The sequence below is a fragment of the Bradyrhizobium sp. SZCCHNRI20481 genome (genome assembly GCF_032485055.1).
Classification (GTDB): domain Bacteria; phylum Pseudomonadota; class Alphaproteobacteria; order Rhizobiales; family Xanthobacteraceae; genus Bradyrhizobium.
In genome coordinates this window covers 87,742-108,791 of the sequence record NZ_JAUEUE010000021.1, presented here as the reverse complement: position 1 = coordinate 108,791, position 21,050 = coordinate 87,742, and the positions used below count along the sequence as shown (strand labels likewise).

General features: G+C 66.6%; 19 protein-coding genes. 8 read left to right on the top strand and 11 right to left on the bottom strand.

From position 1 onward, the window contains the following. Positions 1 to 16: 16 nt before the first annotated feature. The 4 genes from QX132_RS29230 (at position 17) to QX132_RS29215 (ending at position 7,084) form a co-directional block, all read left to right on the top strand. Positions 17 to 937, top strand: coding sequence for a PepSY-associated TM helix domain-containing protein (locus tag QX132_RS29230; RefSeq protein WP_315812729.1), 921 nt, complete (start codon positions 17 to 19; stop codon positions 935 to 937). Between the two features lie 400 nt (positions 938 to 1,337). Then, entirely contained in the window at positions 1,338 to 2,858 is a 1,521-nt protein-coding gene (locus tag QX132_RS29225; protein ID WP_316163518.1) for an efflux transporter outer membrane subunit, read from the top strand. Further along, positions 2,858 to 3,973 (top strand): efflux RND transporter periplasmic adaptor subunit, encoded by a 1,116-nt coding sequence (locus QX132_RS29220; protein ID WP_316163517.1) that lies wholly within the window; start codon positions 2,858 to 2,860, stop codon positions 3,971 to 3,973. Before QX132_RS29225 ends, QX132_RS29220 begins: the two co-directional genes overlap by 1 nt. 33 nt (positions 3,974 to 4,006) lie before the next feature. Then, positions 4,007 to 7,084 carry an efflux RND transporter permease subunit gene (locus QX132_RS29215; protein WP_315776354.1) on the top strand — a complete coding sequence of 1,026 codons (3,078 nt, stop codon included), beginning with the start codon at positions 4,007 to 4,009 and terminating at the stop codon, positions 7,082 to 7,084. 264 nt (positions 7,085 to 7,348) lie between these two features. On the opposite strand, the gene QX132_RS29210 is transcribed toward QX132_RS29215, so the two are convergent. Beyond that, positions 7,349 to 8,185, bottom strand: coding sequence for a class III extradiol dioxygenase family protein (locus QX132_RS29210; RefSeq protein ID WP_316163516.1), 837 nt, complete (start codon positions 8,183 to 8,185; stop codon positions 7,349 to 7,351). 2 nt (positions 8,186 to 8,187) lie between these two features. Further along, positions 8,188 to 8,541 (bottom strand): protocatechuate 4,5-dioxygenase subunit alpha, encoded by a 354-nt coding sequence (locus QX132_RS29205; protein ID WP_315751972.1) that lies wholly within the window; start codon positions 8,539 to 8,541, stop codon positions 8,188 to 8,190. A gap of 123 nt (positions 8,542 to 8,664) precedes the next feature. On the opposite strand from QX132_RS29205, the gene QX132_RS29200 reads away from it, so the two are divergent. Then, on the top strand, positions 8,665 to 9,597 hold the full coding sequence (locus QX132_RS29200) for a LysR family transcriptional regulator (RefSeq protein WP_316163515.1): 933 nt from the start codon (positions 8,665 to 8,667) through the stop codon (positions 9,595 to 9,597). Positions 9,598 to 9,621: 24 nt separating this feature from the next. On the opposite strand, the gene QX132_RS29195 is transcribed toward QX132_RS29200, so the two are convergent. The 3 genes from QX132_RS29195 to QX132_RS29185 all read right to left on the bottom strand — a co-directional run bounded on the left by QX132_RS29195 (position 9,622) and on the right by QX132_RS29185 (position 12,075). Continuing rightward, positions 9,622 to 10,008, bottom strand: coding sequence for a VOC family protein (locus QX132_RS29195; protein ID WP_316163514.1), 387 nt, complete (start codon positions 10,006 to 10,008; stop codon positions 9,622 to 9,624). A gap of 77 nt (positions 10,009 to 10,085) precedes the next feature. Continuing rightward, the gene (locus QX132_RS29190) at positions 10,086 to 11,363 is read right to left on the bottom strand and encodes an NAD(P)/FAD-dependent oxidoreductase (RefSeq protein WP_316163513.1); all 1,278 of its coding nucleotides are present in this window, start codon (positions 11,361 to 11,363) and stop codon (positions 10,086 to 10,088) included. Continuing rightward, entirely contained in the window at positions 11,356 to 12,075 is a 720-nt protein-coding gene (locus QX132_RS29185) for a RibD family protein (RefSeq protein WP_316163512.1), read from the bottom strand. The genes QX132_RS29190 and QX132_RS29185 overlap by 8 nt, the downstream gene beginning before the upstream one ends. A 229-nt stretch (positions 12,076 to 12,304) precedes the next feature. On the opposite strand from QX132_RS29185, the gene QX132_RS29180 reads away from it, so the two are divergent. Together QX132_RS29180 and QX132_RS29175 are read left to right on the top strand one after the other, a co-directional pair. Next, positions 12,305 to 12,595: a hypothetical protein gene (locus tag QX132_RS29180; RefSeq protein ID WP_316163511.1), complete on the top strand. Its 291-nt coding sequence runs from the start codon at positions 12,305 to 12,307 to the stop codon at positions 12,593 to 12,595. A gap of 132 nt (positions 12,596 to 12,727) precedes the next feature. Continuing rightward, positions 12,728 to 13,081 (top strand): DUF2200 domain-containing protein, encoded by a 354-nt coding sequence (locus QX132_RS29175; protein ID WP_315758440.1) that lies wholly within the window; start codon positions 12,728 to 12,730, stop codon positions 13,079 to 13,081. A gap of 24 nt (positions 13,082 to 13,105) precedes the next feature. Here the strand turns inward: QX132_RS29175 and QX132_RS29170 are convergent, their stop codons facing one another. Next, complete coding sequence (locus QX132_RS29170; protein WP_315779462.1) at positions 13,106 to 14,023, bottom strand: PaaI family thioesterase; 918 nt, start codon at positions 14,021 to 14,023, stop codon at positions 13,106 to 13,108. Positions 14,024 to 14,283: 260 nt separating this feature from the next. Between QX132_RS29170 and QX132_RS29165 the strand changes: the two genes are divergently transcribed. Continuing rightward, entirely contained in the window at positions 14,284 to 14,955 is a 672-nt protein-coding gene (locus QX132_RS29165) for a hypothetical protein (protein WP_316163510.1), read from the top strand. A 55-nt stretch (positions 14,956 to 15,010) separates the two neighbouring features. Here the strand turns inward: QX132_RS29165 and QX132_RS29160 are convergent, their stop codons facing one another. From QX132_RS29160 to QX132_RS29140, 5 genes are all read right to left on the bottom strand, one after another. After that, positions 15,011 to 16,555 (bottom strand): L,D-transpeptidase, encoded by a 1,545-nt coding sequence (locus QX132_RS29160; protein ID WP_316163509.1) that lies wholly within the window; start codon positions 16,553 to 16,555, stop codon positions 15,011 to 15,013. A gap of 353 nt (positions 16,556 to 16,908) precedes the next feature. After that, positions 16,909 to 17,781, bottom strand: coding sequence for a helix-turn-helix domain-containing GNAT family N-acetyltransferase (locus tag QX132_RS29155; protein WP_316163508.1), 873 nt, complete (start codon positions 17,779 to 17,781; stop codon positions 16,909 to 16,911). A 363-nt stretch (positions 17,782 to 18,144) separates the two neighbouring features. After that, positions 18,145 to 19,080, bottom strand: coding sequence for a sugar-binding protein (locus QX132_RS29150; RefSeq protein WP_315758434.1), 936 nt, complete (start codon positions 19,078 to 19,080; stop codon positions 18,145 to 18,147). 83 nt (positions 19,081 to 19,163) lie between these two features. After that, a complete protein-coding gene (locus tag QX132_RS29145) occupies positions 19,164 to 20,261 on the bottom strand; it encodes an ABC transporter permease (protein WP_315779456.1) in 1,098 nt (365 codons plus the stop codon). Then, the gene (locus QX132_RS29140) at positions 20,261 to 21,028 is read right to left on the bottom strand and encodes an ATP-binding cassette domain-containing protein (RefSeq protein ID WP_315779455.1); all 768 of its coding nucleotides are present in this window, start codon (positions 21,026 to 21,028) and stop codon (positions 20,261 to 20,263) included. Before QX132_RS29140 ends, QX132_RS29145 begins: the two co-directional genes overlap by 1 nt. Positions 21,029 to 21,050 lie beyond the last annotated feature (22 nt).

Genomic DNA, 21,050 nt, shown 5'->3' with positions numbered 1-21,050 from the left:
ATACTTGGAGACGATCATGAACAAGCAGCTTCTGCTCAAACTTCACCGCTGGATCAGCCTCGTCTTCGCGCTGCCGCTGCTTGTCGTCATCGTGACCGGACTGATCCTCTCCTTCGAGCCGATGGCGCAGGTCGCTGCCGTCAAGCCGCAGAGCGTCGATCCGGCGCGCGTGATCGCGCTGATCAAGCAGCATGATCCCGACGGCAAGGCACGCGGCCTGTCGATCGATGCGTCCACACAGCACCTCACCTTGCAGGGTACGCCGGGCGCCGAGGTCGACATCACGACCGGCGCCGCGGTCGAGAAGCCCGCGATGGCGAGCGTCTTCCTGTGGGCGCGCAGGACCCACGAGCATCTGATCGGCATCCCCGGCCTCACCCTGATCTCGACCATCGCAATGGTCACCATCATGATCATCGGCATCCTGATGGGACTGCCGCGACTGCGCAACACGCTGTCCGGCTGGCACAAGGGCGCGGCCTGGTTCACGCTGCCTCTGATTCTGCTCAGCCCGCTCACCGGACTCTGTCTCGAGCTCGGCCTGACCTTCGCAGGCAGCGCTCCGCCCACCGCAGCCAAGCGCATCTCGCTGCCTGACGCCGTCAGCATCGTCGCCAGGGACCACGACCTTTCGGCGGTCAACTCGATCGGCAATCGCGGCGGGCGGATGATGGCGAGGATCATCGAGGACGATGAGCTCAGGGCCTATGCTGTGACGTCCGACGGGCTCTCCGCGTTGCCGCGCAACTGGCCGCGCCTGCTGCACGAAGGCAACTGGTCGCTGATCGGCAGCGCGGCCAACGTGCTGATCTCGATCGCGCTGTTCGCACTGCTGATCACAGGCGTGCTGATCTGGGCGCAGCGCCGGCTGCGGCGCCCGAATCGCGCGCGCACCGTGCCGGCAAAGCCGGTGGTCGCATCCTCGATGCCGTCCTGACGAGCGGCGACCGCCCCACGGAGCCGGCTCGACGCTGCGAGCCGGCCTCCAACTCCGTCTCGCGCGCTGCTTCGCCAAAGGCCGGCCCGCGCCGCGCGAGCTCGGCGGCAGACCTTTTTCGATCATTGTGACAAGAACGACGTCGCTGCCCGACCGCTGCGGAAATGGAAGCGGCGCGTTGTCTACTCTCACCTCAAAAATGATGCGCCCGTCCGGTGCAAGCGAGCACCGGCGCCGCGCAGGACGAAGCTGTGCGCATCACCGCCCTGTCATCAACGTGACTTGACTACGTCTGTGCTGCCCCGCATGGTCCGGATAGAAAACGAAACGGTTTAGTTTTATGTCAGATCATGTCCGAATGTTTCCCGCGCGTTTGAGGGGGGTCCCGACAGGCCGCGCGATGTCCGTCCCGCTCGGCCTTTTTGGCTGCAGCGTGCTGCTCGCATCCTGCGCCGTCGGCCCGGACTTCATCTCCCCCGAGGCGCCGGTCGCGACCGGTTACGTCGCCGAGCGACGCCTCGCCGCGACCGCCAGCGCCTCGACGCCGGGCGGCAATGTGCAGAGCTTCGCACCCGGAGGCGATCTGCCCGGCACCTGGTGGGCGCTGTTTCATTCCCGGCAGATCAACGCCTTCGTCGAGGAAGCGATTCGCAACCACCCGGACATCGAAGCCGCGCAATTGGCGCTGCGTGCTGCGCGCGAGAACGCGCTGTCGCAACAGGGCGCGCTGTTTCCGCAGCTGAGCGCGAGCGGATCCGCCGAACGCACCCAGGGCTCCACCACACAGAACGGGCAATGGCCCGGCCAGACCTCGCTCTACACGCTCTATGGCACGTCGGTAAGCGTCAGCTACGCGCTCGATCTGTGGGGCGGCACGCGACGCCAGGTCGAGGCGCTGCAGGCGCAGGCCGACTACCAGGCGTTCAAGCTGGAGGCGACGCATCTCGCGCTGACCGCCAATGTCGTCACCGCCGCGATCAGCGACGCCTCGCTGCGCGATCAGATCGCAGCGACCGAGGAGATCATCAAGGCCGAGACCGACCAGCTTGGCCGGATCCAACACCAGTTTGATGTCGGCGCCATCTCCAAATCCGACGTGCTGGCGCAGGAGGCGACGCTGGCGCAGGCCAAGGCGACCTTGGCGCCGCTGCAGAAGCAACTCGCGCAGCAACGCAATCAACTGATGGCCTATCTCGGCCGGCTGCCGAGCCAGGACCGCGGCGAGCATGTGACCCTCGCGGAGCTGCGGCTGCCGCGCAAGCTGCCGGTGTCACTGCCCTCCTCGCTCGTCCGGCAGCGTCCGGACATCCGGCAGGCCGAGGCTACGTTGCACCAGGCCACAGCGACGGTCGGCGTCGGCGTCGCCAATCTGCTGCCGCAGGTGACGCTGTCGGGCAGCTACGGCGCAAGCGGACCGGGCCGGCTGTTCTCGCCGACGACCATCGTGTGGGATGCGGCCTCGAGCGTCAGCCAGAAGCTGATCGACGGCGGCACGCTGTATCACACCAAGGAGGCTGACGTCGCCACCTTCGAGCAGGACTTGTCGCTCTACAAGAGCACGGTCATCACCGCGTTCCAGAACGTTGCGGATTCGCTGCGCGCCATCCAGTACGACGCCGAGGCGCTGAAGGCCCAGGCCGCCGCCGAGAAGGCCACCGCCGACAGTCTCGCCATGGCGGTCGAGCAGTTCAAGAGCGGCGCGGTGCCCTACGCCAACGTCATCAACGCGCAGCAATCCTATCTCAACGCGCGCGTCTCCCGCATCAAGTCGCAGGCCACGCGCTTCACCGACACCGCGGCGCTGTTCCAGGCGCTCGGCGGCGGCTGGTGGAATCGCCAGGACGAGACCCCGGCGGCGCTGCCCCGCGCCAATCCCGGCTACTTCGCCGGTCCCAATCGTACGACCCAGGAAGCAATGTAATGAAGAAACGCATGACGATCATGCTGGCCGCCATGGCGGTGCTGTTCGGCGGCCTCTACGGCTTTCAGACATTCAAGGGCATCATGATCGCCAAGGCGATCGGCGCCATGGCCAACCCGCCGCAGACGATCTCGACGGTCGTTGCGGCGACCGCTCCATGGCGCTCCAACCTCACCGCGGTCGGCTCGCTGCGCGCCGTCAACGGCGCCGATCTGGCGCTGCAGGCCGCAGGCATCGTGCAGGGCATCCAGTTCAATTCGGGCGACACCGTCGAAGCCGGCCAGCAATTGCTGCAGCTGGTCGCGACCGACGACGTCGCCAAGCTGCAGTCGCTGCAGGCGACTGCCGAGAACTATGCCATCGTCGTCAAGCGCGACGAGGAGCAGATCAAGTTCAACGCGGTCAGCCAGGCCACGCTCGACAGCGATCGCGCCAATCTGAAGAACGCGCAGGCCCTGGTGACGCAGCAGAAGGCGATCGTCGAGCAGAAGACCCTGAAGGCGCCCTTCGCCGGCCGGCTCGGCATCCGCGCCGTCGATCTCGGGCAGTATCTCGGCGCCGGCACCACCATTGTCACCCTGCAGAGCCTCGATCCGATCTTCGTCGATTTCTATCTGCCGCAGCAGTCGCTCGCCGACATTCGGATCGGCCAGGACGTCGCCATCACGGTGGATGCCTTCCCATCCGAGCGCTTCACCGGCCAGATCTCGGCGATCAACGCCAAGGTCGATTCCACCAGCCGCAACGTCCAGGTCCGCGCCACCCTGCACAACGAGGCCGCCCGGCTGTTGCCGGGCATGTTCGCCAAGGTCGAGATCGCGACCGGCAGCCCGGAGCAACTCGTCACGCTGCCGCTGACGGCAATCGTCAGCAACCCCTACGGCGATCTCGTCTACGTCGTCGACGATCTCAAGGACGGCCAGGGCAAGGCGCGGCAGATTTTCGTCAAGAGCAAGCCGGCCAAGGGCGACCGGATCGCGATCACCGACGGCGTCAAGCCGGGCGAGGCGGTCGTGATCGCGGGACAGATCAAGCTGCGCAACGGCAGCCCGGTGAGAATCGACAACTCACACGTACCGGTCGCGGAAGCCGCGCCGGATGTCGTCGACCAATAGTCCGGCCAGCCCGCGCTCATCAGAGTCATCACCATGCGTTTCACAGACATCTTCATCCGCCGGCCGGTGCTGGCGCTCGTGGTCAGCGCCCTCATCCTGGTGCTCGGCCTGCGCTCGATGACGACGCTCGCCATCCTGCAATATCCGCGCACGCAGAACGCCATCGTCACGGTGAGCACGGCCTATGCCGGCGCCGATTCCGACATCATCGCCGGCTTCATCACGACGCCGCTGGAGAACGCGATCGCCCAGGCCAACGGCATCGACTACATGACGTCGACCAGCGTCACCGGCAGCAGCACCATCACCGTGAACCTGCGGCTCAACTACGATTCCGGCAAGGCGATGACCGAGATCAACGCCAAGGTGAACTCGGTGCTCAACCAGCTACCGACCGGCACGCAGCAGCCGACCCTGACCTTGAAGGTCGGCCAGACCATCGATTCGATGTATATCGGCTTCGCCAGCGACGTGCTGGCGCCGAACCAGATCACCGACTACCTCACCCGCGTGGTGCAGCCGAAGCTGCAGGCGGTCTCCGGCGTGCAGACCGCCGAATTGCTCGGCGCCAAGAAATTCGCCCTGCGCGCCTGGCTCGACCCTGACAAGCTCGCGGCCTATGGCCTGACCGCGACCGACGTGTCGACGGCACTGTCGGGCAACGACTACATCTCCGGGCTCGGCACCACCAAGGGCCGCCTCGTGCAGGTCGACCTCGCCGCCGCGACAAATCTGCATTCGCTGGAGCAATACCGCAATCTCGTCGTCAAGCAGGTCAATGGCGCCATCATCCGCCTGCGCGATGTCGCCAATGTCACGCTCGGCAATGACGACTACGACAGCGCGACGCGCTTCAACGGCAAGACCGCGGTCTACATCGGCATCCAGGTGGCGCCAACGGCGAACCTGCTCGACGTCATCAACGGCGTGAAGGCCGTTTATCCGGAGCTGCAGCGACAGCTGCCGAACGGCATCACCAGCGAGATCCTGTACGACTCCACCGATTTCGTGAACTCGTCCATCGACGAGGTGATCCATACGCTGGTGGAAGCGATCGGGATCGTGATCGTCGTCGTGTTCATGTTCCTGGGCTCGTGGCGCTCGGTGCTGATCCCGGTGATCGCCATTCCGCTGTCGCTGATCGGCACCTTCGGCCTGATGCTGCTGATGGGCTTCTCCATCAACCTGCTGACCTTGCTGGCCCTGGTGCTGGCGATCGGCCTCGTCGTCGACGACGCCATCATCGTGGTGGAGAGCGTGCACCGCCTGATCGACGAGGGTGTACCGCCGGTCGAAGCCGCGATCCAGTCGGCGCGGGCGCTGGCGAGCCCGATCATCGCGATGACCGTGGTCCTGATCGCGGTCTACGTGCCCGTCGGCTTCCAGGGCGGCCTGACCGGGGCCCTGTTCACCGAGTTCGCCTTCACGCTCGCCGGCGCCGTCACCGTCTCGGCGGTGATCGCGCTGACGCTCTCGCCGATGAACTGCGCCTGGCTGCTGCGCCGGACCGAGCGCGACGCCACCACGTTCGAGGCGCGTTTGGTGAGGACGATCGACCATGTGCTCGAACGGCTCGCCCACTTCTATCGCCGCTGGCTCGAAAGCGTGTTCGCGACCAAGCCGGTGGTGGTGGTGTTCGCGCTGCTGCTGCTCGCGATGATTCCCTGGCTCTATGTCAGTTCCACCAGCGAGCTTGCGCCGGACGAGGACCAGGGCATCGTGCTGTCGCTGACGAATTCGGCGCCCTCGGCCACGCTCGAGCAGCGCCAGTTCTACGGCCAGCAGCTGTATGGCTTGATCGCCCAGCGCCCGGAGACGCGCACCGTGTTCCAGATCGACACCTCGACACAGGTGATCGGCGGCTGGGTTCTGAAGCCCTGGGATCAGCGCAAGGCGACGACCAAGACCCTGCAGCCGGAATTCCAGCAGCTCCTGAACGGCATCGCCGGCGCCCGCTCGGTGGCGTTCCAGCCCTCGCCGCTGCCGGGCAGCAACGGCCTGCCGGTCCAGTTCGTGATCGGCACCACCGGCGCGTTCGGCGAACTCAACGACGTGTCGCGCGATTTCATGGCCAAGGCGCTGGCGAGCGGCCGATTCATCTTCCTCGACAGCGATCTGAAGATCGACAAGCCGCAGACCACCGTGGTGTTCGATCGCGACAAGGCCGCCGATCTCGGCCTCAAGATGAGCGATCTCGGCGGCGCGCTCGCGACCATGCTGGGCGGCAATTATCTCGACTATTTCAGCCTGGAGGGCCGCTCCTACAAGGTGATCCCGCAGGTCCGGCAGAACGACCGCCTCACCGACAGTCAGTTGCTCGACTATTCGATCCGCACCAGCGGCAATGCCATGGTGCCGCTGTCGACCGTGGCCCGGCTCGAGCGCAAGACGATCCCTGAGTCGCTCAATCACTTCCAGCAGATCAATGCGGCAACCATCTCCGGCGTGGCGATGCCGGGTATCGCGATGGGCGACGCGCTCGCCACCTTGAAGGAGATCGCGAAGTCGCTGCCATCGGGTTACTCGATCGACTATGGCGGCGCGTCGCGACAGCTCGAGCAGGAATCCGGCGGCTTCGTCACCACCTTCGTGTTCGCGCTGATCATCATCTTCCTGGCGCTCGCCGCCTTGTTCAACAGCTTCGTCGATCCGATCATCATCCTGGTGTCGGTGCCGATGTCGCTGGCGGGCGCGCTGATCTTCATCAGCCTCGGCATCGGCGGCGCCAGCATCAACATCTACACCCAGGTCGGCTTGGTCACCCTGATGGGCCTCGTCAGCAAGCACGGCATCCTGATGGTCGAGGTCGCGAACGAGCTGCGCGAACAGGGCAAAGACCGCACCGAGGCGATCATCGAAGCGGCCACCGTCCGCCTGCGGCCGATCCTGATGACCACGGCGGCGATGGTGCTCGGCGTGATCCCGCTGATCACCGCGAGCGGCGCCGGCGCGGTGTCCCGCTTCAACATGGGGCTGGTGATCGCCACCGGGCTCGCGATCGGCACCCTGTTCACGCTGTTCGTGGTCCCCGTCGCCTATGCGCTGATCGCTCATCGCGGCACGACGCATGAGATGACGGTTCATGGCGGCGAGGCGGCGGCCGTGCGTTGAGATGCAGATGAAATGTGTGAGTTAGTCGGAGATCTTGGAAGTCACATCGACCGTCATCGATGCGGGTGACGGACAGCAACGTCCCTCGATAGCATCCGCGGTATGGGTCCCGGCGTTCGCCGGGACGACACCGTTGATGCGGCGCGGTCGAGCCAAACACACTGCTGTCGTCCCGGCCTTGAGCCGGGACCCAAACCGCGTGATGGTCGTTGGCGGAATAGCTCTCGGTCATCACCTTCCGCACCAAAAACCCCGCTGGAGCCGCTACACCGGCTCCAGCACCATCAATCCCGTCGCGGTATTGGAGATCGGGATGTGATAGTTGGAATGCTCCTTGCGGACCTTCTCCGGCAGGGTGCCGCGCGCGACCATCCAGTTCAGCAATTCGACACCCTGGGTGCCCGACAGCTCGACCAGCTCGGCGGTCGAATACTTCGTCGCCCAGGCGGGATCGTCGACCATGCTGGCCATGAACTTCTCGTCGAAATCCTTGTTGATGAAGCCGGCGCGCTCGCCGTCGAGCTGATGCGACAGGCCGCCGGTGCCCATGACGACGACGCGTTCGTCCTTCGGCCAGGATTGAATCGCCCGCGCCAGCGCCTGGCCGAGCCTGTAGCAGCGCGCGGCCGACGGCAGCGGCGCCTGCACCGTGTTGACGACCACGGGCACCACCCGCACCGGCCATTTCTGATCGGGCCAGCACAGCGCCATCGGCAGCGTGAAGGCGTGATCGACCACCATCTCCTGGCAGGTGGTGAGGTCGAAATCCTCCTTCACCAGATGCTCGATCAAATGCCAGGACAATTCGCTGTCACCCTTGAACGGCGCGGTCTGCGGAATGCCCCAGCCTTCGTCGGCATTGCTATAGCTGTCGGCCGCGCCGACGGCGAAGGTCGGCATCTTGTCGAGGAAGAAGTTGAGGCCGTGGTCGTTATAGACGAGCACGACCACATCGGGTTTGGCCTTGGCGAGCCATTCGCGCACATGCGGGAAACCGTCGAAGAACGGCTTCCAATACGGATCCTGCTGCAACCCCTTGGCAATCGCGCCGCCGATCGCCGGAACGTGGGACGTGGTGATGCAACCGACGATCTTCGCCATGATCAACCCCTTGCCGCCAGAAGCTTGGCCTTGAACTGCTCTTTCGTCAGCCCGGTCTGCTGCGCGCCGATGTCCTGCATGTCGAGCCCGAAGATGCCGGCGAACTTGGCGAGGTAATAGGCGTTGCCGCCGGCCTCGATCAGTTCCAGCACGTTGCGGTTCCTGATCGCCGCGCGCTGCTGCGCGTTGAGGCCGTATTTGGCGCAATAGCCGTCCTCGTCGGCGACGAAGGCCTTGCGGTTGGCGGCATCGTTGAACGAGTAGCACATCTTGTTGAGGGCGTAGCCTTTGCGGGCCTGCTCGCCGTCGAAGATGGTGGTGCCGGGCACGGGCTGCCGGGCTGACGTGGTGGACATCTGAGCCTCCCCTGGTCGTGTTTCGAACGGCCGCGCTTGATCTGGATCAAACGCGGCGTCGTTCGTGCCCGCCAGTATCGCTGACAGACACCGTCAATAAAGGCCGCGCGACCGATCCGATCCATGAGCCAATTCGATCATTTGGACCTCGACGGCCACCTGCTGCAGCTCCTGCTCGCCGTCATCGAGGAGGGCTCGGTCACCCGCGCTGCGCAGCGGCTCGGCGTCACGCAGTCGGCCGTCAGCCATCTGCTCGACAAGCTGCGCGCGATCACCGGCGATCCGCTGTTCGTGAAGTCCGGCCGCGGCATCGTGCCGACCGCGCATGCGCAGCTCTTGGCGCTGCGCGCCCGCGCGCTGCTCGACGACCTCCGGAGCTTCTCGCACACCGCTGCATTCGAGCCGGCGAAAATCTCCGCGCAAGTGACGATCGCGGCCAATGATCTGCAGCGCGACCTGCTGCTGCCGTCCCTGCTCCGCTACGCCCGCGCGCAGGCGCCGGGCCTCAGCCTGCGCGTCATCCCCTCCGGCGCACCGACGCCGGAGATGCTACGGGAAGAGCACTGTCAGCTCATCATCACGCCGCGCCCGCCCGAGGGCAGCGACATCCTGCAGAAGCGGCTGTTCGAGGACAGCTATCGCGTGTTCTACGATGCGGGCCAACGCGAGCCGCCGCAGAGCCTTGAGGACTATCTCGCCAGCGACCACGTCACGGTACTGTACGAGCCGAGGCGCCGCCTCGACATCGACGAGATCATGGCCGAGCGCGGCATCGTCAGGCGGTTCGCGGCGCAGGTGCCGGGCTTCGGCGGCATCGGCCCGTTCCTGCGCGGCAGCCGCATGATCGCGACGCTGCCGAGCCTCCTGCGCGCCTACATGCTGCGCGGCCTGGCGGTGGCGCCGGTGCCGGTCCCCTGCCCGGCGATGCCGATGTACATGGTCTGGCACCTGCGACACCACGAGGATCCGATGCACCGCTGGCTGCGCCAGCAGCTCGAGATCGTGGTCGCGCCGAGCTTGGCCGCGGCTGCCGAGCACATGCCGGTGATGGCGTGACTCATCCCGAGGGGTGAGCGGCCCTCACGCCGGCGCGTGGCACACCGCCTCGATATTGTTGCCGTCGGCGTCGCGCACGAACGCGCCGTAATAGTTCTCGTGATAATGCGGCCGCAGTCCAGGCGCGCCGTTGTCCCGTCCGCCTGCCGCGATCGCCGCCTGATAGAACGCATCGACCGTGGCGCGATCCTTGGCGTGGAATGCGACATGCGTCGAGGTCGCGGCCGTCCCGCCGGTGCCGATCCAGAAATCCGGACGACCGTCGCCGAAGCCGGCGTGATCACCGTGGCCGCCGGTCTGCTCGTTGGTGATCTCCATCATCAGGACGTAACCCAACGGCGCCAGGGCCGCCGCATAGAAGGCCTTGGCGCGGACAAAGTCGGAGACAGGGAAACCGACGTGATCGAGCATGACGATCCTTTCCATGGTGATCGGCGAATGCTAGCGCCGTGGGCCTACGGGCGCAACATCATGCACGCGGCGCGCGATCACATCGCGAGGATGCGCCGCGCCGTCTGTTGCCCGCTGGCCAGCGCCGCCTCGACCGTTCCCATGTCGCGTCCGCGATACAGTGCTTCGCCGGAGATCAGGACACGACCGTCATCCCAGCGCGAAAGCGTATCCTGCGCCTCGCGGGATCCTAGCGTCGCATAGGAATAGGCCCCGCGCGCGAACGGATCCTTCGCCCAATCCGTGACATGCGACGCGACGAGCTGCTGCCTCAGCGAGTCCACCGGCTGCGAGAAAATACTCGCAAGCGCCGAGAGACCCAACTCAATCAAGGCGACATCGTCGAGCGCGACGAAAGCGCCGGCCGGCGGCCCGGCGAGCCAGCCGGTCAGCACCGCATCATCGTTCGGATGCTGCGTCCACCACACCGGCACGTCGGCATCGGACAGCACGAACAGCATATCGGAAAGATTCTCGGTCCGAGCCTCCCGCCACCACCGGCGCTCGAAGCGCAGCAGCAGCTTGATGACGTTGCCGAAGCCGATGGCTTCGGCTGCGGCCAGTTGCGAGCGCATCGCCGGCGGCAGCGCGATGGTCCGCAGCAGCGGCAGCGGCACGGTCAGGAGGACGATATCGCCGCGCTGCGCGCGGCCGTCGGCGCAGCGCACGACGACGCCATCATCGGAGCTCTCCACCGCGCGGACCACCGCCTCGAACTGCATCGCCACGCCATGCGCCCGGCACTCCGCCAGGAGATGATCGAGCAGCGCCGCGTAGCCGCCGACGATGCGTGCCTGAGCACCGCGGTCGCCGCCCATCCACTCGTCGCGCAGCGCGAACACGCTGGCACGACCAGGATCGGCGGCATCATAGCCCTGCACCATCCCGAGCACCGACTTGCGCAGGGCGGCAAACTCCGCGCCGGCGAAATGACGCTCGAGCAGCGCCGTGACGGTCATATCCTGATCGAGCTGCCGCGCCACGCCGTGCAGTTGGCGCATCTGCCGATCGGCCGGATCCTCGCGCGAGAACGCGCCGTCCGTCACGTACCAGCGCGCGCCATCGACCGGCGTCGAGGTGAGCCCCGCCTCGGCCATCAGCGCGTGGGTGACCGGCGCCTCGCCATGGATGAATTCCGCGCCGGCATCCGCGCGATATCCAAACCTGCTCGCGGGCAGCGGATGGATGCGCCCCCCGCAGCGGTCGCGCGCTTCCAGCAGCGTCACTCGCTTGCCGGCGCGGGCCAGCTCACGCGCCGCCATCAGGCCCGCGGCACCGCCCCCGACGACGATGACGTGCATTCGCCGCTCAGCCATGACTTGCCTGGGCCGGCAAGGGCGAGCCGTTGGTGATCTTGTAGCGCAGCCACAGCGCGCCGCCCTCCAGCGCCGTGCTGCTTTCGAGCGTCATCGCCGTGATCGGCGCGCGCTCGCCGGACTCGGCTTCAGTCGAATCGAACACGCTGGGTGCCCCCTTGGCGCCGTCCACGGCCGGACACAGAACGAGGTTGAACTCGTCGACCAGACCCGCGCGCAGAAACGCGCCGTTGGCGCCGCCGCCGCCCTCGAGCAGCAGGCGCTTCACGCCGAGCTCCAGCGCGACGATCTCGAGCACGCGTGAGAGATCGAGTTTCGACTGGCCGGCGAAGACGTAGGAGACACCCTCGCCGCGCAGTCCCGCGAGATGCGCATCCGACACCGCCTCGGTCAGCACGACGACGATCGGATCACCGCCGATGTCGGCGCGGCCCCAGCAGATCTTGCCATGGGGATCGAGCACGATGCCGTAGGCCTTGGCGCCGCGTCGTGCGATCCAATGGGTGCGCGGGATTCGCTCCGTGGTCTCGGCCGGATAGGCCGAGCCCTTGGCGAACTCTTGGCCGGTGACGCGGCCGATCAGCCAGGCATCGCCCCCGAGCTGGTCATGCACCTGCTCGAACAGATCGCCCGATCCCTTCGGACGCCAGCGGCTCGGCAATGTCCGGCCGTCGACGCTCGACGCCATCAGGCAGATGACTTCCGGTTTCATGCATCCTCCTTGTCGCCGCTGAACGGGGTCACCGAATATCGCCTCGGCGGCGTTGTCAACGAAACGGCGTGCGTTTCGTTCGATCGCGGCCGCAACGCTCGCCTGCGCCGTCGCTGTAACCGCACGAGTTCCTGCGCCAGTTTTGGGATTGAAACGGAGCCGATCATGGACGCTGCGCCGCGCAGACGAGACGCCATCGGTTTGCGCGGGGCACGGCGCGGTGCCCTGCATGCTGGCCGACAGCATCGCCAACCAGGGCGGCCACGCCGCGCCGTGGCGCACCGTGTGGATTCGCGCCGCCTTCCTGGCCTCGCTGGGCGGGGCAGTCGCGCTCGACCTCAAGCGGCTGTTCTTCCTGCTCATCATCATCCCCGTGATCGTGCTGTTCCTCATCGTGTTCGGCGTGATCGGCGGCTGTGTCGGTCGCAGGACGTGCTCGCCGCTGGCCGAAGGCTTGGGTCTCGGCCTGATCCTGGCGTGGTCGCTCGGGGTGTCGTTTCCGATGTCCCTGCCGGGCTAGCGCGCGTTTCCGACGTGTGCGAACGAACGTGCTGTACGACGATCCGAAACGCGGACATGAAGCACGCGCTTGTGCCGCGCCGTCGCCCCTCGCAGACCCGACATGCCTCGCCTACGATCCGATGGAGTCAGCATGGCAAAACACCGCATCTACACGACGAGCTTCGCGAGCGTGTACCGATTGTACGTCGCGAAGGCCGAGAAGAAGGGACGCACCAAGGCAGAGGTCGATCAGGTGATCTGCTGGTTGACGGGCTATGGCCAAAACGAGCTTGAGACCCGGTTGGAACGTCAGACGGACTTCGAGACCTTCTTCGCGCAGGCGCCTGCGATGAATCCCGCGCGGACCTTGATCAAGGGCATGATCTGCGGCGTCCGCGTGGAGGATGTCGAGGAACCGACGATGCGGGAGATCCGCTACCTGGACAAGCTGGTCGATGAGCTGGCGCGGGGAAAGGCAATGGACAAGATCCTGCGCAAGGCATGATCGCGACCCGCGACGCGATCTTCCTCAGTCCTGCTCCTGCCCTGGCGCCTGCCGCAGCATGAAATGGCCGAAGGCGGTGGCGATCGGCTTCGTCGCATCGTCCTGCCAGGCGCGGGCCTCGAAGGCGACGACGCGGCGGCCCTGCTTGACGATCGACGCCGATGCGACGGTGTCGAGCGCGCGCCCCGACCTCAGATAGTTGATGGTGAGGCCGACCGGCTTCGGCGGCGCCGTGGCGCCGAGCTCGCGCATCACGGTGACGATCGCCGCGGTTTCGAGAAACGCGCCGGTCATGCCGCCATGGATCGCAGGCAGCACGGGATTGCCGATGATCCGGTGCGAGAACGGCATCACCAGCGTGTCGTTCTCGGCGAAGCGGATGCCGAGGCAGCGCGCGAACGGACTGGTGGGAAACGGCCCCATCGGATCGTCCGGTGCGTCGAGCGGCGGTGGCGCGCCGTCGAAGGCCGCCCGGTCGGTCAGCATGTTGGTGCGGTTGGCGCCAATCATGAAGCAGGCGGTCGCGGTGGCGACCGGTGCGGTCTCCTCCTCCTGATAGGCGGTGGCGCGCACGAACGCGATCGAGCGGGTGACGCGGAAGCATACCGCATGGGCCTTGATGTCGAGACCGGGGGTTGCCGGCTTCTGATAGTCGATGCGCAGATCGAGCGTGGCGATCGCCCGGCTGCCGTCGAGCGCGAGTTGCACCGCCATGCCACAGCTCTCGTCGAGCATCGCGGTGACGACGCCGCCATGGATGACGCCGGTCTCGCTGTCGCCGACGAACACCGGACGATAGGGCAAGGTCGACCAGGCCTCACCGGGCGCGAAGCGATCCATCCTGAGCCCGCTGATATGGCCATAGACCGAGCGGCGCTGCCTGATGGCCTCGGCGAGCTCGTCGAATGCCGGCGGTGTGGCGATGGGCGGAATGTTGGACATGCGCGATTTAGATCACGATCCCGAGGACGCACGAAGCCTTTTCCGACGGATTCGAATTGTGTGCCGGCGATCCAGGCCGGATCATCGCCGTCCTGCATCCGCACGATTGAGCGCCGCCGATCGTGCTCACGACTCAAGGCTGCGAGCCTGCATTCCCGCAAAACTACGTGGATGAAATGTTCCGCCGGCGCGGCGCGCTTAGAACATTGGCAACCTTAATATGATCATAATTGCTGCCATCAAATCCCGGAGACCTGTCGATGCGCAGACCCACCAAGACGCCGGACGCCCCGCCGAGCAGCGGCACGGCCTCTCTACGAATTGTCCTGAGCCTGGCGCTCGCAGCCAGCGCCGGTGCGATGTGGTGGAGCAGCGGCGGCGCCAACAGCTTCTCCTTCGGGACCGGAGCGCCTTCGCTCGAGACCCGCGTCGCCGCCCTGACATCGGAGCTGACGCAGCTCAAGGCCGAGACCGCCCAGTTGCGCGACCGCCAGAGCGACACCTCCGGCGAGCTTCTGCAATTGCGCGCCAGCCTCACCACGGCCGAAACGGGCCTGGCCGCCTTGCGCACCACCGCCGACGAGACCGAGGCGCGCCGCCGCGATACGGCCGACAAGATCGAGTCCGATCTCGCGCTGCTGAAGCGCCAGACGATCCGCCTCCGCGGCGCCCAGGAAGATGCGGCGACCGAGCTGAGCGGGCTGCGCACCGCGGCCGCGAACAGCGACGTCACCATCGAGCAGCTCCGGACCTCCACCGGCGAGATGCGTCAGCAGTTGGCACGCATCGAGACCGCCCGCGAGGCGACCAGCTCGATCTCCCGCAGGCCTCACCGTGTCAGGCGCGTGGCGCGCGCGACCGAAGCGCAGCAGCACGAGCCGCAGCCTTTCCTGATGCAGTGGCCCGGCGTCATCCCCGCAGGTCGCAACTGATTTGAAGTGCCATCCGGCCTGACCCGCGAACCCAGTCGGGCATCAGGCCGGCTGGTCACCACCAGCCCGGCTGCAGCGGCCGGTAATAGGTCGGAGGCGGACCGCGACGGCGCGGCGCCGCGACGGGCTGGCCATCCCAGCTGCGCTGGAAGAAGCTGCCGAAGCCATCGTCATATTCGTCGCCGCTGGCAACGTCGACATTGGTCGTCGGCCGGCGCGTGATGAAGCCGCCCTGCGGCTGGTTGCTCAGCACCGCGACGAACTCGGTCCGATAATTGGTCTCGCTCGACAGCGGCTCGTCCGAGACGATGATCGAGGAGCGCGGCACGGCCGTCGGCGCGATCCGGGCGAGCACGTCCTTCGGAATGGTGATGCGGTCGAGCGCGTCCTTGGCGGTGTCGCCGTCGTCGATGGTCACCGCCGTCCAGCGCAGCCCCGCGCCGTTCTGTGCCACTGCGGTGAACACATGCGTCCCAATCGGCCGGTCGGGATCGCGGATGGTCACCGGCGCCTCGATCGAGGTGTCGAACACCTCGCCGCCGCCATCGGGGGCCGGCTTGTGCGTGTTGCGCCTGACATAGAGCATCTGCGTGGAACGGCTGATATAGACCGAGACCGGCTCGGTCGCGAGCCTGGCGTCCGTCGCAGCCTTGCTCGTATCGGCCTTCCTGGCCGCAGCCGCCTTGGCGGCATCCTTGGTCGAGGTCGCCGCAGCGAGCTTCGCGGTCGCGTCCGACTTGGCGGCCTCGAGCTGCGCCGCCGCGTCGGTCGCCTTGGCGGCGGCCTTCTGCTTCGCATCCTCGGCCAGCGTCCTCGCCTGATCGGTCTTGGCGGCGGCCAGCTTCCTGTCGGCGAATTTGAACTCGGCCTCGCTGCGCACCTTGGCCTGCTCCAGCTTGCGCAAGGACGCCTTCAGAGCCTTGGCCTCGCGCTCGGCCGCGACAGCCGCCGCCTTGGCCTCGTCGGCGAGCCTGGCGGCGTCCTCGGCTTCGCGGCCGAGCGTCGCGGCGCGCGAGGGCACCGCGGCGAGCGCCTCTGCGGTCGGCACGAACAAGGCGGGATGGGAGAACTCGACCGGCGCCGGGTCACCGGGCGCGATGATCACCCGCATGCCGATCCAGGTCCGGTCGAACAGCTTCTCGGCAAAACCATAGGGCATGCGGACGCAGCCATGCGAGGCGGCATAGCCGGGCAGCGGCCCGCCATGCAGCGCCACCCCGTTCCAGGTGATGCGCTGCATGTTCGGCATCCAGGCGTCGTCATAGAGCGTCGAGCGGTGGTCCTTGTCCTTTTCCAGCACGGCGAACACGCCGGCCGGCGTCTCGCGGCCGGAGACGCCGGTCGACACTGGCGCCCGCCAGATCCAGCCGTCGGCGTCGTAGAACGTCACCTTCTGGGCCTTGATCGATACGATCGCCATGATCGGATCGCCATGCGCGCGCGGCGCCGTCGCTTCGGTCGCCGGCGCGGGGCGCGCCTGCCGCGCGTTGGCCGCGGAGCTGGGCATCGCCAGTGCCGCCAAGGCCGCAAGGGTCATCAAGACCGGTCCGCGACGCCGCATCGCTGCAAGGTTCTGAGCCGCCGTGGATCGTGTCACCATGCCTTGTCCCGATTCGTCATTGCTGTTCCGCCCGCGCCGGCGCGATCGGCGCAGGACGATCTATACGCTCGATCAAGTCTTGGGGTGAAGTGAGGCGAAGAAGCGTCCCCGAATCACGAGGCCCTCGCCGCAATTGTGTCAGGCTCAGGCAACAAATTAGACTCAAAGCACGCCGGTCTGCCTCTCATCGCTGGAACCCAACCCTCATCCAATCACCCGCCGGTTGCCCATCGCTTAACGCCGAGCAGGCCGACGGGGTCCGTCGCAGAGGTCCCCTAGCAATTCGCCGACCACAAGGCGCTCGCGTTCCTGAAGCCCGATGCACGAGCGCCGAGCGTCACGGGAGATCGACCTCAAACCTGCTTCTCGAAGAACAGATCCGGATACGGATCGTCGTTGAAGCGGTCGATCTCGGTCCAGCCGGTGCGGCGATAGAGCTGGACGGCCTCGGTCAGCGCGCTGTTGCTGTCGAGGCGGAGCGTCGTGATCGAGAGCTTTCGCGCGGCGTCCTCGGCCGCATCCATCAGCCGCCGGCCGAGGCCAAGCCCGCGCGCCGCGGGCGCGACCCACAGCCGCTTGATCTCGGCGACATCGCCGCCGCTGCCCTTCAGCCCGACGCAGCCGAGCGGCAGGCCGTCGGACAGCGCGACGAAGAAGGCCCCGCGCGGGGCCGCCATGTCGGAGGCATCGGGATCGCGCGACAGCGAAACGTCGAATCCGCGTTCGAACCGTCTCGACAGCTCGGCGTAGTACTCGCCGAGGCAATAGCGCGATTGCTCGCCGCGCGGATCAGCCTCGTCGATGGCGATGCGGCTGCGTCCGAGCGCGGCCGCGACCAGGTCCATCGCCGCCAAGAGCGCCTCGGGCTGCCCGTGACGCGCCAGCATCGATTCGGCCTGGGCGTTGGAGAGCGTCTCATAGGCCTCGAATTCGCGCCGCCCGGCGGCCGTGAGCCTGGCGATGCGGCGGCGTGCGTCGTCGGGATGCGGCCTGGTCGTCACCAGCCCCTCCTCCTCCAGGCTGCGCAGCAGCCGGCTCATCAGCCCGGAATCGAGCGCGAGATAGTCGCGCAGATCGGCGACGTCGCTGCGGCCATGGCCGATCGCATTGAGCACGCGGGCCGCCCCGAGCGGCCGCCCGCGCCCGAGAAACGAGGTGTCGAGCGCGCCAACCTCCGAGGTGACGGCGCGGTTGAAGCGGCGGACGCGAGAGATGGGGTCGAGCATGATGTCTGACTTTAGTCAGATATATCCCTCTGTCAATCGTCCGGGCCCGTGTTGCCCGCACTGTCATCATCCGCCACCGGGTCTCGCCTTCGGCGAGCCCAATGACAGGCTCCGGCGGATGATCCAGCACGCCGCGGCGTCTCGATTGCCCACGACCGTCTCTGGAATACTGGATCGTCCGCCGTCGCGGACGATGACAGTGTGGTGGAGGCGATCAGCAGCGTCTTCGTGGAGCGAGACAACGCAAACGCAGGCCGTCTTTGGTGCCCGCTCCACGCGACAAAAGCATCCCCAAACAAAAAGGGCGGCCCAGCCGCCGGCCGAAGCCGGTTGCCGGACCGCCAGGTTTTCCCCGGGAGGAACTCAGTTCAGGAGCTTGGCGACGTTGTCCTTGGTGACGAGGTCGAGGCCGGTGTAGATCACGTCCGGCACCTTCTCGCCCTTCTTGATCGCGAGCAGCGTGTCCATCGCCTTCTCGCCCATCTCGAACGGACGCTGGCCGGTCAGCGCGTTGGAATAGCCGTCACGCAGCAGTTCGAGCTGCATCTTGAGCGTGTCGGCGACGACGAGGGTCAGCTTGCCGGCGTCGATGTCCTTGCGGTTCTTGTTGACGAAGGCCTTGTAGCCCTCGGGCGCGAACATCGGCCAGCCGCCGATCGGCACGATCGCGCCGAGATCCGGCGTCGCGGTGCGCAGATCGGCCATCTGCTGGACGGCGAGCGCGGGATCGTCGTTGCAGAAGGTCGGCGAGCCCGCCACCTCCGTCCACTTCGAGCCCTTGAGCGCCTCACGCACGCCATCGACGCGCTCGGCAAGGTTCTTGGCGCCGGGGCCGCCGGAGACGACGGCATATTTGCCGCCGTCGGGTCGGAGCTGCAGCAGCTGCTTGCCGAGCGCCAGCCCGAAATCCTTGTTGTTGGTGCCGATATAAGCGATGCGCTTGGAGCCCGGCGCATCGGCATCGAAGGTGATCACCGGAATGCCGGCGGCGGTCGCCGCCTCGATCGACTTCGTCATCGCGGCGACGTCGGCGACCGAGATCGCCAGGCCATCGACCTTCTGCGTGACGAAGTCCTGGATGATCTGCGCCTGCGTGGCCGGCTCGTGCTCGACCGGACCCTTGTAGATGCACTCGACATTACCGAGCTCCTTGGCGCGCTTCAGGCAGCCGTCCCGCGCGACGTCGAAGAAGGGGTTGTTCATCGCCTTCGGCACGATGGCGAAGCGGTATTTGGTCTCGGCCTGCGCCGGGGCCAGCATGATCGCGAGCGACGCGACCGCATAGAGCAGCTTCTTCATGGGTTTCCCTCCTCCATGTCTATCCCTGATGATTGTCTGTTCCGGGTGAGGATAGACGCGCTTGTCATCCCGGCCAGTATTCGTCACAGCAGGCGTGCGCGGATGCGATCCACCAGCACGGCGGCGATGATGATCACGCCGACCAGCGTCTGCTGCCAGTAGGAGTTGACCTGCGCCAGCACCAAGCCGTTCCTGATCACTTCGAGCAGCACGCAGCCGACGATGGCGCCGAGCGGTCCGCCGAGACCGCCGGCGAGGTTGGCGCCGCCGATCACGGCCGCCGCGATCACGTTGAGCTCGTAGGACGTCGCCATGTTGGCGGGCGCGGAGCCGAGCCAGCCGGAGATGATGATGCCCTGCAGGCCGGCGGCGAGCGCGCCGATCACATAGACCTCGATCTTCACGCGGGGCACCGAGACGCCGGTCAGCTCCGCCGCCTTCTCGTTGCCACCGATCGCGAACACGTGGCGGCCGAACGCGGTGTGGTGCAGCACCAGCGCCATCACCAGCGCCAACGCAATCAGATAGATGAAGGGCGCCGGCACGCCGTAGACATCGCCCTGCGTCAACGCATAGAAATAATCGGCGTCGGGGCCGCCGGGGAAGCTGCCCTTGCCGTTCGAGATCACGTAGCTGAGACCGCGCACGATCGACAGCATGCCGAGCGTGGTCACGAACGGCGACAGCCCGAGCAAGGCGATGCAGACGCCGTTGATCAGGCCGACGACGAGCGAGACCGCAAGGCCTGCCAGCACCGAGACGATCAGGATCAGGCCGGGCACGTTGGCGACCACGGTCTTGCCGTCCGCGGCGACATGCACGAACAGCGATGACAGCGGCATCCCCGGTGTCGACAGCGTCGTCATCACCATCGAGGTGATCATCGCCGCGAAGCACATCATCGAGCCGACCGACAGGTCGATGCCGCCGGTGATGATCACGAAGGTGATGCCGAGCGTCGCAATGGCGATGAAGGAGAAGTTCTTGGCGACGTTCTGCAGATTGCCCTCGGTCAGGAAATAGGGACTGGCGAAGCTCATCACGATGATGAGGGCGATGAGCGCCAGCGTGACATAAGCGGTCTGCGAGGCGAACACGCCACGGTGCCACCATCTGATGGCGCCGACATTGGTGAAGGTGACTTCGGTGCCGGCGGAGCGGGTCTCGGATGGAACGGACATCACGCCGCCTCCTTGGCGCCGGTGATCAGCGCAGTCACTTCCTCGGGGCTGGTCTCGCCGACCGGCTTGTCGGCCTTCTTCTCGCCGCGACGCATCACCACGACGCGATCGCACACCGCGAAGATGTCGGGCATGCGGTGCGAGATCAGGATGACGGCGATGCCCTGCTCCTTCAGCCGATGGATCAGGCTCAGCACCTGCTCGACCTGGCGCACCGAGATCGCCGCGGTCGGCTCGTCCATCATCACGAGCTTGGCATTGGACAGCCGCGTGCGCGCGATCGCCACCGCCTGGCGCTGGCCGCCCGACATGTCCTTGACCAGATCATGCGGGCGTGTCTCCGAGCGCAGCTCGCGGAACAGCTCGAGCGCGCGCGCCTCCATGCCCTTGTGGTCGAGCAGCACCAGCGGGCCGAAATTGCGCTTCAGCTCGCGACCGAGAAACACGTTGGCGGCGGCGGTAAGGTTGTTGGCGAGCGCCAGGTCCTGGTAGACGACCTCGATGCCGACGCTGCGCGAATCCATCGGACGATGGAAATGCACCTCGCGGCCGCCGAAACGGATGGTGCCCTGGCTCGGCGGAAAATTGCCGGCGATGATGCGCACCAGGGTGGACTTGCCGGCGCCGTTGTCGCCCATCAGGCCGACGACCTCGCCGGCGTCGATCGAAAGATCGACGCCGTGCAGCGCGCGGATCGCGCCGAACTGCTTGCCGAGGCCCTTCAGCTCCAAGACCGGCTCCAAGACTGGCTGCGCGGCGGTGCTCATCACGGCTCGCTCAGCCTCATTC